The organism is Klebsiella sp. MISC125, from assembly GCF_051131775.1.
Classification (GTDB): Bacteria; Pseudomonadota; Gammaproteobacteria; order Enterobacterales; family Enterobacteriaceae; genus Klebsiella.
Map to the genome: position 1 here is coordinate 5477544 of NZ_CP180448.1, position 16505 is coordinate 5494048.

Sequence of the window (16505 nt, forward strand, 5' to 3'; positions counted from 1 at the left end):
GCCAGTACTTTTATCTGTTGTTGTTTTGCCGGGCATTCAACTTCACATCAACATACTCAGTAAAAATGACAATAGCTTAGGGAAGGTGTCAGCCATGCATAGCATTATTAACCAAGTCACTGCGAATCATCCACTCAGTCAATTGATTGGTGATGTCGATCAGTCTTTTGTTGGATACGTATACAACCTCCGCTATGACGAGGCTTATGTACAAACCAACGACAGTTTTAAGCATGCAATCAATGGATTAGCCCATAACTCATTTTTAGTCGCGGCAGGCTTCAATCCTAGCCGAATCAACACTGCCCCCATTATAGACCAAGAAGTTGTATTACTTCGTGTAATTGAACCTGCTGCATTACCACAGGATGCTGATATGGTCCGTACTCGCATTGAGCACCATCAGCGTCGGAGGGCAGAAGAAAAGTTACCCAATGATAGTAATGATGGACTCGATCCAATGACTCGTAGCGAATTACAGTGGGGTGGGTTGCGTTGCCGAGTATTGGGAACCTTTTTTATGCAAGATGATCAACTACGCCTCGGTAGTGATGTTGAAACATTTATGAGTTTGCCTCGTATGCGAGCATACAAGCCCCGAGGGGATGTTTTGGCTAGGATAGTCAATCATGTGAATCCAGAAGTTAGAGCGAAAGCAGCTGATGAAGCTAAGAAGGCCGGTTTTAGCGACGTACCTCAACCCATTGAAATTGGTTCCGTTCGATATACATCTACGAATAGATTACAACGCGACAGTGGTGAGTCAGTTCGGGTGGAAATCCAGCCAGCCGATTTTTTGGCTCGCCGTACCGCCGTGCTTGGCATGACTCGCACCGGTAAATCAAATACTGTTAAGACGACAGTTTCGGCTGTTGCCTTAGCTGCTATGAAATCAAACATCAACATTGGACAGCTTGTTTTCGATATAAATGGTGAATATGCAAATGCTAATCATCAGGATGATGGTAGCTCGATTGCTGATGTTTTTGGTGAGCGGGTTATCCGTTATCGCGCTCTTGAAACACCAGGATTCGAAGATCTGAGGATGAATTTCTATTCAGACCCTGGGCAAGCGCTGAGTTTGATTCAAGCGCTTTTCAAACAAGAGAAATCCCCATTCTCAGGTCAGGATCTAGATGCATTCATGTCTGCGACACTCGAAGAACCTGATTTGTCAGAAAAGGGTGATCACACTCGTTGGAAGCGCCACCTTTCTGTTTTTCAATGTATTTTATCGCGGGCAGGTTATCCTGTTCCTTCAGGACTAAAGGTAGAAGTACCTATCCCACAAGCCCTTATTAAGCGGATGAATACGTTCCAACGCTCGCAGGAAAACCCTGAGGTTGTTCCTCCTGCGTCTGACAAAATATCTCCAGCTGAAGCTTCAGCATGGTTTGAGCAGATTCGAATGATCAACCTCGGTTTGCGGGAACAGCAGGCAGAAAAAGGAATGGCTACAATAGGATTACAATCCTCCACACCAGGAAATTCTTGGGTTGATCCACTACTTGAGTCAATGCTGAATATGCTGGCCCGTGAAACAAGCAGGAAACAATCATTTGGTGGCTGGCGTGCAATACAAAAATATCGCTCTTACCACTCTCCTCGTCGTGTTCAAGATGTCACGACAGAAATTGTGCAGTATCTCGATTCTGGCAAGATTGTAATTCTCGATTTGTCAGCTGGCCCAGTAGAAATACGAAAGGTCCTGTCTGAGAGGATTGCTAGACAAATTTTTGAACGCCAAATGGAAGCTCTAAATCATGGAAAAATACCGCAAAATATAGTGCTTTATGTTGAAGAAGCTCATAATTTAGTTGGGAAGCAAGCTAATCTTGATTCGACATGGCCTCGTATTGCCAAAGAGGGCGCAAAAGCGAGAATAGCTTTTGTGTATGCAACTCAGGAGCCATCATCTGTTCATCCTAATATCTTAGCCAACACAGAAAATTGGTTCGTCACTCATCTAAACAATGATGACGAGCTGAAAACATTAGGAAAATTTTATGATTTTAAGGATTTCCTACCATCTCTTAAAAGTGCCCAAGATGTAGGATTCGCGCGTATAAAAACACTATCAGCCCCATTTGTTATTCCAACTCAAATTAAAAGATTCACTCCGGATGATATCAAGGCTCAGATATCACAGATAGTCGGACATAAAAATAAGGTAGGTTTCTAATGCCTTATATGCGTGAAAGTGCTGGAAAAGGTGGGCATGCAGATTTTGTGCGTAATCCAGATGTGCAGAGCTTTCTTTCGAATTGTGATTACCTGCGCCAACCATCTGATGAAGAAGCGTTAGCTCTGGCATCACGTTTTCAAGCAGCTCCCCTTCGTATGCCACCACAACTCCCAAAATTTGTGGTGGCTTCCGATGCGAGTAAGAGCGATACACCTATTAATGATAAGTTACCAAGCACTCAGATCGGATTCTTAAAAGTAAGTCATATCTTAATTAATATGGATGCTTACGCTGGTTTGCTGGATCCAACAAGCCATTTTGCAGATCCGTTTAAAGTGGCTGATATGCATCGCTCAGCATCTCCGGTAACATTCACAATGCCGGGAAGCAATATTCGATACAAGGGTATTACTAGTGTAAAACATGGTTTTCGGCATGCTTTGTTTGACCAAATGCAAGCTAATCGTGGTGACAATCAGGCCCCAATGCAACTGACCAATACCTTAAGAGAATTAGTTGGAACGACTATTTCGATTAAGGCTTGTCCATCATGTGGACATGATTTTTGTTTTGAATTTGCTGAAAAAGACATTGAAAAATGTCCTGATTGTGGCACTGATGTATTTATTACAGATTGGTTGCGTCTGCATGAAGGAATTAGTGACTATGGTGATAACAGCAGTGCAATGACGAGGATGATGAACGCAATTGAGCATCTCATGCTTGGTGCATACATTCTTCAGGTATTCGAAGTTCACCCAGGGGCGTTATCAGACATCGCATTTATTCTTGATGGACCTCTCGCCTTATTTGGTGAGCCAGCGAAACTTTCATTTCGTTTACAATCGCTTATATATAAAGTAAATACGCGGCTTGCCGAGCTTAACTTGAAATCAATGTTAGTCATTGGATTGCAAAAGACAGGGGGACTGATGAACCATGCGCTTTTGCTTGAACGTTTTCTTAGTGATGGGATGTTGCGCGTGGTTGATGATGATTATCGCAATACCTACATTACGGGTTCAGACAATCCCTCGGCCAATTTTGGTAATGAAACCTACTATGGGCAAGATTTTTTGTTTAAGACCGAGAGAGGTCGTATGTTCAATTTCGCGCTTCCATACCCATTTCAGGATAAAAATCATAATGGTGGTGGGCGAGCATTTGCACTAGCTAAGGTTGAAATTGAGCGATACGGTGACCAAGTGCAACGTGCATGTGATCTTATTAGACATTTTGAAATGGACCTATATGACAATGCGATTGTGCCAGTGGCTCTTGCACACAGACATGCATCAATTAGCCTCGTGCCTGGTGGGCAGGTACTGAATTTGTTGGTACGTGGTGGTCTGGACACAAAATAAGAGAGCGTTCAGAATTCTGTGTCACGTTAAAAATTCTACAGCGTCATCACTTCATTCAGTCGCCCATCAAAATAAATGGCTAACTGCGACAATGTCAAATTCCAGCTTTGGATGGGCATTGTCCATTTTTCCTGGGCATTCATCAGACCCAGATAAAGCAGCTTCAACAGGCTGTTTTCATTCGGGAAAGCGCCTTTGGTTTTGGTCAGCTTTCTGAACTGGCGATGTACCGATTCAATCGCATTCGTGGTGTAAATGACCTTGCGGATATTTGCCGGATAGCGGAAGTACGCTGACAAGTTTTCCCACTTGCGCCGCCACGACTGGAGCACCACCGGATATTGCTGGCCCCATTTTGCTTCCAGCTCATCCAGCGCCGTTTCTGCCGCTTCTTTCGATACCGCGCGATAGACTGGCTTCAGGTCAGCCATGAACGCTCTATGATGTTTTGACGCCACATATTTAATCGAGTTACGTATCTGATGAATAATACATAGCTGAACTTCCGTCTGCGGATAAATACTGTTTATCGCTTCCGGAAAACCGGTCAATCCATCCACGCAGGCAATCAGAATATCTTCAACCCCACGATTTTGCAGGTCGCTTAAAACCGACAGCCAGAAGTTCGCGCCCTCACTTTCTGACAGATACAGACCCAGAACTTCTTTTTTGCCTTCCAGATTAAGCGCCAGCACGGTATAAACCGCTTTGCTCTGATAACGACCATCCTCCCGGATTTTATAGTGAATGGCGTCCAGCCAGACGAAGGGATAAACCTTCTCCAGCGGGCGCTGCTGCCATTGTTTTAGCTCAGGAATGATTTTATCGGTGACGGCGCTGATAGTTGCGCTGGAAACACTGAAAGCATAAAGATCTTCAATCTCCCGGCTGATGTCCTGGTAGCTCATCCCCAGCGCGAACAGGCGAATGATCTTACGCTCTATCTCATCAGACAGCGTGGTCTGATGCTTTTTCACTAGCTGAGGCTCAAAAGTGCCATTACGATCACGCGGAGTCGTCAGCTCGAAGGGGCCGGTCGGGGCTTTAATGGTCTTTTTGCCTGTGCCGTTTTTACGGTTGGCTTCAACATCCTGAGCCAGATGGGAGTCAAGCTCTGCAGAAAGAGCAGCTTCGGTTAACTGTTTGATTAAAGGCGTTAAGATCCCATCTTTGCCGGTTAATGCCTGACCGGACTGGAGTGCTTTAAGCGCTTTGTCGAAATCGAAGGGCTGGGACATGTGTCATTCCTTTTTGATTGTATATTACTGGAATGACACAGAATTTCTAACACTCCCCAAAATAATACTTATAGTTTAGATAATCTAAAGCTAAGGCCAGAAATGGCCTTGCTTGTATAATGTTTTAACTATTCTGACCTGCTCCCCATTGCTTAACACGCATCGAAGTAAGTATGCATTCCAAACTTCCGCTCCTCGCTCACAGCGGATCTTCAACTCAGTTAGCTTATACGCTTCGAGCCAGAAGTAGACACTCTAGTAACCATGCAACCGCTCCAGCTTCCATACCTCGCCATATTAATCCTTCACAATGAGAAATCAGACGAAGTGACCACTGAGATCACAACGCTATTTAGCAGATCGCCGATAAGATTTTGATGACTGCCAGGCATGTTTCATCTTCTCAATAAACTCCAGCTTCTCTTCAGGTTGGACATTCCACACATCTATAGCCGCAATAATCATGTCATAACGCATAGACGTATTATAAGGGCGAAGATAGCCCGCTATTCGTCCTTTTCCTTTGAGATAGTCCCAGAGATATACTAACTGAGTTTCATCATCACGTGACATCCAGTCAAAATCTGTCAGAAAAAAATCATATTGCTCAAGCCAGCACTCATGCAGTTTTCTGAAATAAGAGATCTTATCTCCAAGTGAGCATGGAGCTTCATCAATGTACCTCATCACACCGTTGATCTGTTCACGCTCAGTTACCGGAGTGGGGTTGTACAGATCGGTACTTGCTCCCGCGTTCAGATAAAATCGGGAGAAAACGCGTTTCGGTTTTTTCGAAGCAGTGACCTGCGGATTTGTTATCAGGCCCCAATCAATATCTTCCAGGTCGATATTCAAATTAGAGAAATCAAGATTTGTGAAGATATTATCGTCCATTAGAAGAGAATTAAAACTACCAGAACAACCGACGTCATTCCCCAACCCACCAAGCATCAGCCCTGCAGATAATACTGGGTATTCAAAAATATAATGGTGAGCAAACCACGATGCTCTTGGTGTACCTTTGAAACAATCAAAATAATCTTTATCAATCAGTTGCAGATCGGCCCATTCTTTAAGTGTTTTCCGCGCAACTTTGATTCTGTTCTGATCGCCAGGAAAATGCCGTTCAAGTATCCGAGAGATCAAGCGTCGAAAATCATCCGGCGTATCATAAGTACTGCACAGTAACGAGTGATCTGAATCGAAAAACTTATCCAACATTTTTAGGTACATTATCTCATAGCGGATCATATCGTAATGCAACATCGTCTCTTCCCTCTAATTCTGGCTCCCGAACACAGATTAGCATGAGCATCTTTTAGGTAGAGGGAGGCGGGTCACAGGCTGAGGGATGACTGATTTTTTAATGATATCTTACTGATTTTATTGTGATAATTTCATGACTTTTTACTGCATTATTCCTGTGGTTTTTACTCTACGAATCTCCTCTACTCACCTCATTAGAATCGTTCAACAGCAGATATGAACATTTGGGTTTTTAGTATAATTAAGGGAACTCCCTGTTTCTATACCTCCCTGTTCACAGTTCCTTCCCCCCAACAAGCAACCCTGCCTGTATTCCCCTAGATACACAGTTCCCTTTATCTGCCGTATCCCTGCTTCTCTTAAAAATTACATCTCATCCCAATCCTTTGTACTCCACCTGACAAAGGATAAATCAATGCACACACCTTACCCTTTTAATTCCAGATACACGATGAACTGGTTTCTACTGTCTCTACTCAATGACCACCTGAATCAGCTACTGAAGCGATACTCCCGAATACAGGCACTCAGACTCGACCTGTTCTATCAGAAAGGTACAGAACGCTATAAACATTATTCATGGAACGAAACAGAGCAAGAAGTACGTATGCTGGTTGAACGCACACTACAGTATACAAATCTGGCAGGATATTTCTGGATACTCGAGAACTCTCTAGACCACGGGTGCCATGCCCATTTCGTGTTCTATCTCGACAGGCACCTTAATCAGGCTACCTACCCAATAGCTGAGAGAGTCGGAATAATATGGCGGGAAACAACGCAACGAGAAGGCTATTACAACCGCTGCGAATACAAACCCACTTATGACGTCAGTATTGATAGGCCGGTGAACTACGATGATACCGAAGCCATCGATAACCTGCGCTACATCATCAGCTATCTCGCCAAAGAAGAGCAAAAGGACGGTCATTATCATTACGGGGCCAGTGAGGTACCATCGCCCAGCGGACTGGGGCGTCCTCGCACGGTGTAAATCACGTTCTGCACTTTTTTACGTATCAATCCATTGATGTGGAAGGGCTGGTGGTAACGAGCAATCACCCACCAGTTCAGGATAATCCCACAATGGAAGACAGCATCATGACAAAACATATTTCTTTACTTGATGACCAACTGGTGGATATGCGATTCATCACTAAGCTTACAGGGTTAACAGATAAATGGTTCTACAAGCTGATAAAAGATGGACTGTTCCCGAAGCCAATTAAGCTGGGTCGCAGCTCTCGTTGGCGACGGAGTGAAGTTGAATCATGGCTTCTACAACGTATAGCGGTCTCACGCGGCTGCTGATACGACCAGCTCGCTCTGAATTTCATCGTAATAAGCCCACTTCACTTCCCGACTACTTCTGGCGCTAATCATTGTAATTCACCAGATATTGCCAGTCCCCCGTAAAACGCCCTTAACTTGATAAACCCGCCAGTCTGCCCGTATCGGGATTGACCACACCTGCGCGTCGTCTGGCGGTAAAGAACAATACTATGTCCGCAAAATCCTTTATTGCTCTCGATGGTAATCGATCGCCTAATCGAGGCCAGTATCGTACAAACGGTTCCCAACAACCGCTATACCTGCCACTTTTGTGAAAACACACTGCAATACCATTATGAGTACGACACGGAACGCCCGTAGTTTGAACAGTGACCAACACACTGACAGAGGGCGGCGAAAATGCTTTATGCAAATCTTGATGCAAAGGCAGCCAGACGAATTCGTAAGTTACGCTTTTACGTGGCAGATACTCAAAGCAGACTGGCATTGTAGCGACGATTACCACGGTGAACGCTATTGTATGGCATGTAGTACCTGAGACTTCAGCCGCCCAGTAGATATAGCATCATGAAAAAACTGAAATGCTTTCTTGCCACCAACTCACTGAGCTAGTATGCCTCTACCGATGTAACAATTAGAGCAAGCGTCAGTCAAAGTGCGAAACTGCCCTCACGTAGCTGCAAGTTAACACCAGGAAATCCTGGTTCAAACACGACCAGCTCTATGTTAGCGGCAAGCAATCGTTGAACTAAACGCATATGCAGCCGGAGATGAAAGTTAGGAAAAAGCAGAGGCTGATAAGAATTATGCACGTTGATCTGGGATCGTAATACCCCACTTAAAATGTACAAGGGGAGTAGTCTAATGATGTTAAATACGAACCTTCAGTATTGTTCATTCCCCAATTTTCCCATATTCTCTCATCATTAGTATTCTCTGCCGAATTTTGTAGGGCTAACTAGCTGAAATGAATGACAAAATTTTAACCTTGAAAGATGTGGTGGCTTACTTAAAGTTGGCAGAAAAAACAGCGTATAGGTTGACTAGCGAAGGCAAATTGCCGGGATTTAAGGTTGGAGGCTCATGGCGCTTCAAACGAGAGGATTTAGATATGTGGATTGAAGGTCAGAAGACTCAAAGCTACCCGAGTATCACAAAATTCAATCGTGGTTGATCAAGTGGATAAACTTGAAAAGTCGGTAGCCCTCAAAGGCCACTTGCCACATGCAGTGAAGCAAGCCGTTGTGCAAGCTCTACTGAAAGAAGGTGATATCGCCCGAACGTTGCTCAAGGATCCACAAGTTATGGCAAGTTATGTTGAGCTGATTTTCGACATGATGAAGCAGAATAAAAATATGAATATCTAAAGGATTTTGGGCTATCTATTACGTTTTAAAATGAGATAAATAATGATAAATGACCATGAAGAACTAGAACTTGCTAAAGCTCAGGCAAAAGAAATATGGAAGATCCTTGATTATGTTCGAGGAGCATCACCTATATCTAATTATCGCTCATTAGCGTATTCAATCTTCTTCGTACGCTATCTTCAATCCAATACAGGTCAGCATTTTGAGGCAGAAAGGTTCGACTCTTTTAATGTCATCGCCCAGTATTCCTACGATCTTGTAAACTATGCCGTTCAACTTGGATTGATTCATAGCGACGTATCTAAATTCTTAATTGATTATTTAGAAAACACACTCCGTTCATTTGCCAATATTGATGAGTCTTTTGTTCGTTATGCAATTAGAGATGGTCTACTCAATAAAACCCCTGCAATAGCGTCGCTTTCTTTGTCAGAACTGGATTTACTTTTTGCCGAGAATGAAGGTAAGTCAGGAGGTGAGTTTTATACCCCTAGAGACATCAACTTATTGGTTAAAATATTAGGATTGAGTTATCAACCAAAGTCAATATGTGACCCATTTGCAGGTGCTGGAAACACAGCATTTTCTTTTGCCAATACTGGTATTGAAAAAGTTAGGATTGATACTCAAGAAATTAATAGAGATGCTTACTTTAAACTAGTAATAAGTAGAACCATCAGGAAAATAGAAGGTCGAGACTATTTCGGCGATTCACTATCACAACCATTGTATCAAGAAAATAAATATGATCTGATAGTTTCTTTCCCACCTTTTGGCATGAAAATTCCTAAAGCCACTCGAAATAATATTTACTATAAAACCAGTAATAAGTGGCTGGATATTACTGAAATCTTGCCAGAAAGTAGAAGTGATTGGTTTATAACATTATCAATGCTTCCAGCCCTTTCTGAGGGGGGTAAGATACTAGTAGGTATGTCACTTGGGGCTTTGACAAGAGCAGGCTCTGAGGCAAAGGTCCGTGAGTATTTAGTCTCTCGCGGAATTATCGAACAAGTAATTCTTTTACCTAAAAATATTTATTACTCTACGGCTATCTCAACTGTACTTCTTGTCCTCAACTCAGGAACAAGTAACATAAATGACAGAAGTATTAAATTTGTAGATGCTTCACTGTTTTACGAACCTGCCCGTGGTCGAAACACCCTCACAACAAAAAATATAAATGAGATCGTAGAGGCTTGTCATAAAGATGGCCGATTTAGTATTAGTTCATCTCATACCCAAATAGCAAACAGAGACTTTAATTTAGATCCCTCTCTTTATGTACGTAAAGATCTCAAAATCAGTGAGGTTTCTTTAAAAAATTTTAGAGGATACTCTGACTTTAAAGTTTCTATACATCCTTCTTTAAATGTATTGGTTGGTGAGAACGGCGTTGGGAAAACTTCGATATTAGAAGCATTAGCATGTGGCCTTGGTCCTTTCCTTACTGCTATGCCTGATGCTAAAGGAAAACTAATAAAAAAATCAGATATCCATATAAGTTCAAAAGGAATCGCAAATTATGCTCGAATATCGATTGAAACAACATCAAGTTTAAGTTGGGATCTTGTGGCAAAGGGGGTTGATGTTTCCGAACCCCCTAAGATAGGAACATCAGCATTAACTAGCTACGCGACTCATCTTGTAGATAGTCACTCTGAATATCCACTCATTGCTTATTATGGGACTAACCGTGCTCTTACTTCTACCAGTTCTAAAGTTGCAATAAATCCATTCGAGAAAGAAAATCGTGGGGAAGGTTATGACTTTGCTTTAGATGCTAAAGTTAACTACGGCATCTTAAAGAACTGGTTTTCAAAAATAGAGGTTGATGAGCTTCGAAAACGTGATGAACTAAAAGACCATAAATTCATTCATCCGGCTAAGAGACTTGTTTCAGAGGCTGTTTACCAGATTGTTGATCGAGCTACATGCTTGGAGTTCGACAAAAATAGTAACGATGTTATGGTTCATTGGAAAAATGAGCAGGGAGAGTGCGTAATGCTTACATTGGAACAACTAAGTGAAGGGTATAGAAATATGGTATCCCTGACCATTGACCTAGTGAGACGTGCTTATTTACTTAATCCTACCAAGCCGAAACCGCTAACAGTCAATGGGATCGTTTTAATTGATGAAATTGAACTTCACTTGCACCCTAGATGGCAGCAAAAGATTTTAAATGACCTGACTAAGCTGTTTAAGAATATTCAGTTTATTGTCACGACACATAGTCCTCAAGTCTTAACAACAATCAAAGCCGATTGTATCCGTATTGTTTCCGTCAATGCTAACGAAGCAAAATTAGTGACAGGAACTACTACTTATGGTTCTGAAAGCTCAAGAATGTTGGAAGATGTTTTAGGTGGTAACAATCGCGCCCAACACCTTGATATTGTTAAAAAACTAAACCGTTATACGGAGTTAGTAGAGGCCGACAAATGGGATACAGATGAGGCATTAGAACTCAAAAAAGAGTTATATAAATGGGGTGGTCAGACAGAAGACGAGCTTCAAAAGTTAGAAACTGATATTCGAATTCGCGAGTTCGAGCGTGGCAATGAAAAAGATTAATAAGCTAGATGAGCCAAATCGACTTGGTGTGTTCAAAGCTACTCATCCTAATGCTTTGTGGGAGAGGGATAAAAATTCAATTGAAGAGGCTTTCCGTTGTTGCATTGCCAGATATCAAGAAACTCTACAACAATTACGTACGGACCAAGGTAATTTATGTGCATATTGTGAACAGGATTTAATGTCTGGAACTAATGGGGCATTAGATGACTGCCGTATTGAGCATTTTCACCCGAAATCTAAACGTGAACAGGGAGAACCTAATTGGGCTTTGGAATGGAGCAATTTGTTAGTTGTTTGCTGTGGCGGAAATCAAAGTAAAGTTGTTAATCCAGGGCAAAGATTTGATGCTGATCCCAAAAATTACTCTTGCGATGTACCAAAGAGTGACAAAATTTTAGATACAATTATATTAAATCCACTTAACTTACCTGAATTAAATATTTGGAAGTTTCATCGTTCTTCGGGGCAAATTTCCGTAAATGAAGATTCCTGTTTAGAATTTGGTATAAGTGTTGAAATGGCGCACCAAACAATTAAAGAATTGAATTTAAATTCCCCTCGATTAATTAGATTTCGAAAGGCTATTCTAAATAATCTCAACATTTTAATCACAGAAAGGCTGAAGAAGGGACAAACGGTAGAGCAAGCTGTTAGATTTATTGCCATATCACTCTTTAGAAAAAATGGAGCAGGTGATTGGCCCTCTTTTTTTAGTGCAACACGATATTATTTAGGTCAGCAGGCCGAGCTTGTTTTAGCCCAACCTATTTAACATACTTTCAACTAGTTAGAGAGGCTGCTTTTGGCAGCCTCTTGCAGAGTGCAGAATCGACTACAGGGGCGATGCTAGCTCAGAGAACCAAGCGTGAACTGATCTGTAAAATGTGCTGATTGACCAAAGCTCACTGCATGCAGCAATTAACAGAATGACCACTAAGAGGATCACTACAGTAGAAGTCATTCTTTCCACACGGCAGTATGATCCCATCGCATCTTTTACAGGTTGTCTAGCCAGTTCCTGATAATCCTGCTCATCCAGAAATCCGTATAATTTAGTTCTCCAGGTTGTTCTAACTCTTTCAAGCAATAAAATTGTTTGCCTATTAATATAGACAGACATTCCATAGGAAATAACTATATAAACCGCAATAGCACAAAAAACCAAAGCGTAAATATTTTGCAAACCAACTGATTTTACTGCATCCAGACTGTAGCGAATAACCAAGACACTAATTACAAGAGCCATATCTTTCCATAGGGAAGAGGACAAATCTCGGGATTGCTGAATGATCTTTTGTGTATCTTCAGCCAGCGTTTTCCGCAAATCACCCAAGGATTTCATAGTATCTTTACCACCAGTCCTGATATGGGCCTTATACATTAACCGTGCAGACTCCAAAGCTGATGAGAGTCGAAGCATCACTCCCTCACAAAAGTTCAGGTCTGAAGGCCACTCTCTAGCCAGCTCGCTGGACAAAAACGTATGTTTCAGCTCAGTTTCATTCCCCTCTAGAAAAATCCACTTTGCCGCTTCCTGGATAATATCAAAAGCAGGTAATGCTGCCGTCTCATCGCCGAATGCTATTTTTCTGGGAGGCTTTCCTGCAAGCCCCACCATCATTTCGTCAGCAAAAAAAAGTTCATTTGCAAAACATTTCAGCAACTCTCGGCATCCTAGCAATTTCCATATCTTGATTGCTTCATCAGTCTTCTCACTACAAGTTTCAAGTATCCAAGGGGCAATGGCATCTGGAGGAAGAAAAGTTGTTGAATAACATTTGATGATACTTTTTGTTACTGAAGGCTTAGTGATAGCTGTTGCATCACCAGCACTCACCGGCTGTATCTCCTTCCATGGATGCACATACCAGCTTATTGTCTGAAAGCCTTCAGTAATAAACAGCCCATAAATATGTTTGTACCGACAGAGTTTGCTATCTTGAAGTAAAAAAGTGCGCCATCCTTCTAAGGTAAAAAGCCTCAGTAGCCCCGGAATTTCATTATAAGTGATGGTAATGTAGTGCTTCTGCCCTGGGACCCCCTCTCTCGGATGAATAACATCTCTGCTCTCATCGATAAAAACGATCTTGAGATCTTCTGCATGTACATCCACTATTTCTCCCCATAAATCAAGGGATTCACTATCCATTGTGGCGGAAATAAAAAGCTTATGGATAGACACCTGCTGGTCCTCTGTGATCACAAGGTCAGATAAATGTCGTGAGTGGCATATAGCCTTACCGATTTTTTCCAATATCGATATCATCTGTTACCAATCCTGCCGTCACAATTACAATTCGTTTTCGCCCGTCTTCCATATTTTCTACTGCTGGTGCATTGTCTTCATCGTAGATAATGATTACATCTTCCAATGTTTCCAGTTTTCTCTTCCGGGGCTTCTGAATGTTATCCGGAATGATGCGGAAAGATTCACCTGAAATTCCTAAATCCTTTATTTTACGAAAAAAATACTTAACCAGAGGGTGTTCTTCCTCCAAGGGACCAAAAATCTGGGTCAACAATGGCAGTGCTTCATCAGTATTAAAATCCTGTTCGCCATGGCGTAAAGTTTCATAAATTTTGTTTACTCCGCTGCGCTTGATCTCTTCAGGTAGTAAGTTTCGATGCTTTTTATATACATCTTTTAATACAGTAACTAGCTTATCGCTGAGCTGAGTTGGGTCATTGACGCGCTTAACCTGTAGAAATCGTTCAAAATAGACAGAGATGTTAGTACGTTTGCTGCGATCTCGTACGACAACTAATCCGCCCGGCAAATCTTCATTCAGCCGTACCAGTGCGATTTTCTGCATGGCTTCGGCTTTTTTAACGAAACTTTCGCGAAAGCGTTCGAGTTTAGGTACCTGAAACTCATCTCCTTCAACATCCAGCACATAACGGACTACATCTTCATTGTCATACTTAATCAACGCATACAGTTTCTCATCGTTGAGTGTATGAAGTTCAAAAAGGAAAAAAACGCCCATACTGGCATTCTTGGTATGGTGGTGAGACTGAAAATCGCTTGCCAATAAGGAGGATTGCTCAGTAAAGCAGCCGATATCGGTGTCTGCATGTTCCCTGATGATCCTCAGGATTCGCTCTGTATTTGACAACTCCTTAAAATGAAACATATTGCCACTAACTGCAGATTTGATACGTTCCAGAAAGAAATCAACATGCTCCGGAGGGGAAATTTCGCTGAGTAAAACAGGGATTTCCAACTCACCGCCAACCACATGAAAAATCATCCTTTTTATTGATAATGCATTGATTTCTTCATCCGTTAAAAAACTCATTTTTATTTCTCAATATTGTATTTTTATTTACTACCGTGAGCCATCTTACCTAAGCGTAGAACGTGGCGGAAAACACGATAACAGTATTGCATAGCTTATGGCGTAGCTTATCCTCGCCCCAGACAGAATAAACGTCAAAATAAAATAATGAAAATATGATCGAGACAGCATTAGCTGCCTCGCTTTCTTAGACTTTTTACATTACTAGGGCAAAATCAAACGGACTCACCCCCTTCTCCCGATTCGCATCCAGATAATTTGCCCACCACTGCAGCATCAACCTGCGCTCCCCCAGATGTTCCGCTTTATGGATGTAGGCAGCCCTAACAGAGCTACGCTCCTGATGACTCATCTGCCGCTCTACCGCATCTCTCGACCAAAGCCCCGACTCAATCAACGAACTACACGCCATCGTCCTGAAACCATGCCCACAGACTTCCGTTTTGGTGTCATACCCCATAATTCGCAAAGCCTTGTTCACCGTGTTCTCACTCATGGGTTTACACGGATCATGATCACCAACAAAGATCAGCTCTCGATTCCCATTCATGCTTTTAATCTTTTCCAGGATAGTTAAGGCTTGCCGCGATAAGGGAACAAGATGTGGAGTCCGCATCTTCGAACCACGCTGAGAATGTTTAACGCCTTCCAGCAGTTCACGCTCACCTGGAATAGTCCACATGGCCGTTTCGAAATCTACTTCTGACCAACGGGCAAAGCGCAGCTCGCTTGAACGGATAAAAACTAACAAGGTAAGTTCGACAGCAAGTCGGGTTAATGGCCTTCCAGAATAGCGATCGATGCGGTGAAGTAATTCAGGAATACGGTTAAGCTCCAGTGCAGCACGATGCTGTCTTTTAGCCGTAGCAACCGCACCGGCAATTTCTTGCGCAGGGTTGTAGTCGATTAACCCACTCTGCACAGCAAAGCGCATAATCGCGGTAGTTCTCTGTTGCAAACGAGCCGCAACTTCGAGTCGTCCGGATGATTCCACCGCCTTGATGGGGACAAGCAGATCCCGCGTCTTCAGTTCCGCAATGTTCCGCTTACCGATAGCAGCAAAGAGATTATCTTCCAGGCTTTTCAATACACGAGCGCTATGCGATGTAGACCACTTCTGATTGCTGGCGTGCCAGTCTCTGGCTACCACTTCAAACGTTATCGCCTCTTGTTCCTGCTCTACCTTAACGGCTTTCTTGTTTTCACTGGGATCGACACCATTCGCTAATAGCTTACGGGCCTCATCCCGGCGTGCCCGGGCATCCGCCAATGACACTTCTGGGTATTTCCCCAGCGCCAGCATCTTCTCTTTAGCACCGAAGCGATAACGTAGCCGCCAGTATTTGGAGCCGTTAGGATGAACCAGCAAAACCATGCCTTCACCGTCAGTAAGTTTATAGGCTTTTGCTTCAGGCTTAGCCGAACGAACCTTCACATCACTCAGAGCCATGATGAGTATCCTTTCAAGGGTTCTGTGTGGGTACAAACATTATCGAACCGCGATATACCCGCAGTTGTACCCGCATCAGTAAGTTGATGTAGATTGAATCAGGTTGACTTAGGTTGAGTGAAAAAGCGAGGAAAGCCTTGCGGATACTGGATTTCAGGCACAAAAAAAGACGTCCGTTGACGTCTATTGATGTTCCGATGGTGCCGAAGGCCGGACTCGAACCGGCACGTATTTCTACGGTTGATTTTGAATCAACTGCGTCTACCGATTTCGCCACTCCGGCACGGAAAGGTATGCGGAAAACGTTGTGGATTATACCTGTCGCTGGCTGCTGCGCAAGCAGCAGAGTGCGATTGCCACGCTAAGTGTTGAAAAAAACAGCGCCAGCCGCATTTTGACGAACATTCAATACGTTCCCGATACAAACTACGCCCCCTTCCCTCTCCCACCAGCGACGTTC

The 16505-nt window shown here is 42.9% G+C and carries 13 protein-coding genes and 1 tRNA gene; 8 read left to right on the top strand and 6 right to left on the bottom strand.

Annotated features, from left to right (window positions below):
* Positions 1 to 94: 94 nt before the first annotated feature.
* Both ACMYSL_RS25655 and ACMYSL_RS25660 read left to right on the top strand, forming a co-directional pair.
* On the top strand, positions 95 to 2182 hold the full coding sequence (locus tag ACMYSL_RS25655) for an ATP-binding protein (RefSeq protein WP_434660365.1): 2088 nt from the start codon (positions 95 to 97) through the stop codon (positions 2180 to 2182).
* On the top strand, positions 2182 to 3549 hold the full coding sequence (locus ACMYSL_RS25660; RefSeq protein WP_434660367.1) for a hypothetical protein: 1368 nt from the start codon (positions 2182 to 2184) through the stop codon (positions 3547 to 3549). The genes ACMYSL_RS25655 and ACMYSL_RS25660 overlap by 1 nt, the downstream gene beginning before the upstream one ends.
* A gap of 35 nt (positions 3550 to 3584) precedes the next feature.
* Here the strand turns inward: ACMYSL_RS25660 and ACMYSL_RS25665 are convergent, their stop codons facing one another.
* Positions 3585 to 4787 carry an IS256 family transposase gene (locus ACMYSL_RS25665; RefSeq protein ID WP_434659316.1) on the bottom strand — a complete coding sequence of 401 codons (1203 nt, stop codon included), beginning with the start codon at positions 4785 to 4787 and terminating at the stop codon, positions 3585 to 3587.
* Between the two features lie 348 nt (positions 4788 to 5135).
* Positions 5136 to 6053, bottom strand: a complete 918-nt coding sequence (locus ACMYSL_RS25670) for a hypothetical protein (protein ID WP_434660369.1) — start codon at positions 6051 to 6053, stop codon at positions 5136 to 5138.
* Between the two features lie 415 nt (positions 6054 to 6468).
* Between ACMYSL_RS25670 and ACMYSL_RS25675 the strand changes: the two genes are divergently transcribed.
* From ACMYSL_RS25675 to ACMYSL_RS25700, 6 genes are all read left to right on the top strand, one after another.
* Positions 6469 to 7047 carry a hypothetical protein gene (locus ACMYSL_RS25675; protein ID WP_434660371.1) on the top strand — a complete coding sequence of 193 codons (579 nt, stop codon included), beginning with the start codon at positions 6469 to 6471 and terminating at the stop codon, positions 7045 to 7047.
* Positions 7048 to 7154: 107 nt separating this feature from the next.
* Entirely contained in the window at positions 7155 to 7364 is a 210-nt protein-coding gene (locus tag ACMYSL_RS25680; RefSeq protein ID WP_434664268.1) for a helix-turn-helix transcriptional regulator, read from the top strand.
* A 949-nt stretch (positions 7365 to 8313) separates the two neighbouring features.
* Entirely contained in the window at positions 8314 to 8520 is a 207-nt protein-coding gene (gene mads1, locus ACMYSL_RS25685) for a methylation-associated defense system helix-turn-helix domain-containing protein MAD1 (protein ID WP_316502892.1), read from the top strand.
* Between the two features lie 4 nt (positions 8521 to 8524).
* Entirely contained in the window at positions 8525 to 8713 is a 189-nt protein-coding gene (locus ACMYSL_RS25690; protein ID WP_316502893.1) for a hypothetical protein, read from the top strand.
* A gap of 42 nt (positions 8714 to 8755) precedes the next feature.
* Positions 8756 to 11293, top strand: coding sequence for an N-6 DNA methylase (locus ACMYSL_RS25695; RefSeq protein ID WP_434660374.1), 2538 nt, complete (start codon positions 8756 to 8758; stop codon positions 11291 to 11293).
* Positions 11280 to 12068, top strand: coding sequence for a retron system putative HNH endonuclease (locus ACMYSL_RS25700; RefSeq protein ID WP_097336608.1), 789 nt, complete (start codon positions 11280 to 11282; stop codon positions 12066 to 12068). Before ACMYSL_RS25695 ends, ACMYSL_RS25700 begins: the two co-directional genes overlap by 14 nt.
* Positions 12069 to 12128: 60 nt before the next feature.
* Here the strand turns inward: ACMYSL_RS25700 and ACMYSL_RS25705 are convergent, their stop codons facing one another.
* The 4 genes from ACMYSL_RS25705 to ACMYSL_RS25720 all read right to left on the bottom strand — a co-directional run bounded on the left by ACMYSL_RS25705 (position 12129) and on the right by ACMYSL_RS25720 (position 16328).
* Complete coding sequence (locus ACMYSL_RS25705; RefSeq protein ID WP_316502896.1) at positions 12129 to 13478, bottom strand: hypothetical protein; 1350 nt, start codon at positions 13476 to 13478, stop codon at positions 12129 to 12131.
* 55 nt (positions 13479 to 13533) lie between these two features.
* Positions 13534 to 14595: a nucleoid-associated protein gene (locus tag ACMYSL_RS25710; protein WP_312069854.1), complete on the bottom strand. Its 1062-nt coding sequence runs from the start codon at positions 14593 to 14595 to the stop codon at positions 13534 to 13536.
* Positions 14596 to 14791: 196 nt separating this feature from the next.
* Complete coding sequence (locus tag ACMYSL_RS25715) at positions 14792 to 16045, bottom strand: tyrosine-type recombinase/integrase (protein WP_316502897.1); 1254 nt, start codon at positions 16043 to 16045, stop codon at positions 14792 to 14794.
* A gap of 198 nt (positions 16046 to 16243) precedes the next feature.
* Positions 16244 to 16328 (bottom strand) — tRNA-Leu (locus ACMYSL_RS25720).
* Positions 16329 to 16505: the final 177 nt, after the last annotated feature.

Excerpts from the sequence above, each read along its gene's own strand:
- ACMYSL_RS25665 (WP_434659316.1), bottom strand. The coding sequence starts at position 4,787 with ATGTCCCAGCCCTTCGATTTCGACAAAGCGCTTAAAGCACTCCAGTCC.
- ACMYSL_RS25695 (WP_434660374.1), top strand. The coding sequence starts at position 8,756 with ATGATAAATGACCATGAAGAACTAGAACTTGCTAAAGCTCAGGCAAAA.
- ACMYSL_RS25715 (WP_316502897.1), bottom strand. The coding sequence starts at position 16,045 with ATGGCTCTGAGTGATGTGAAGGTTCGTTCGGCTAAGCCTGAAGCAAAA.
- ACMYSL_RS25700 (WP_097336608.1), top strand. The coding sequence starts at position 11,280 with ATGAAAAAGATTAATAAGCTAGATGAGCCAAATCGACTTGGTGTGTTC.
- ACMYSL_RS25655 (WP_434660365.1), top strand. The coding sequence starts at position 95 with ATGCATAGCATTATTAACCAAGTCACTGCGAATCATCCACTCAGTCAA.
- ACMYSL_RS25670 (WP_434660369.1), bottom strand. The coding sequence starts at position 6,053 with ATGTTGCATTACGATATGATCCGCTATGAGATAATGTACCTAAAAATG.
- ACMYSL_RS25660 (WP_434660367.1), top strand. The coding sequence starts at position 2,182 with ATGCCTTATATGCGTGAAAGTGCTGGAAAAGGTGGGCATGCAGATTTT.
- ACMYSL_RS25680 (WP_434664268.1), top strand. The coding sequence starts at position 7,155 with ATGACAAAACATATTTCTTTACTTGATGACCAACTGGTGGATATGCGA.
- mads1 (WP_316502892.1), top strand. The coding sequence starts at position 8,314 with ATGAATGACAAAATTTTAACCTTGAAAGATGTGGTGGCTTACTTAAAG.
- ACMYSL_RS25710 (WP_312069854.1), bottom strand. The coding sequence starts at position 14,595 with ATGAGTTTTTTAACGGATGAAGAAATCAATGCATTATCAATAAAAAGG.
- ACMYSL_RS25675 (WP_434660371.1), top strand. The coding sequence starts at position 6,469 with ATGCACACACCTTACCCTTTTAATTCCAGATACACGATGAACTGGTTT.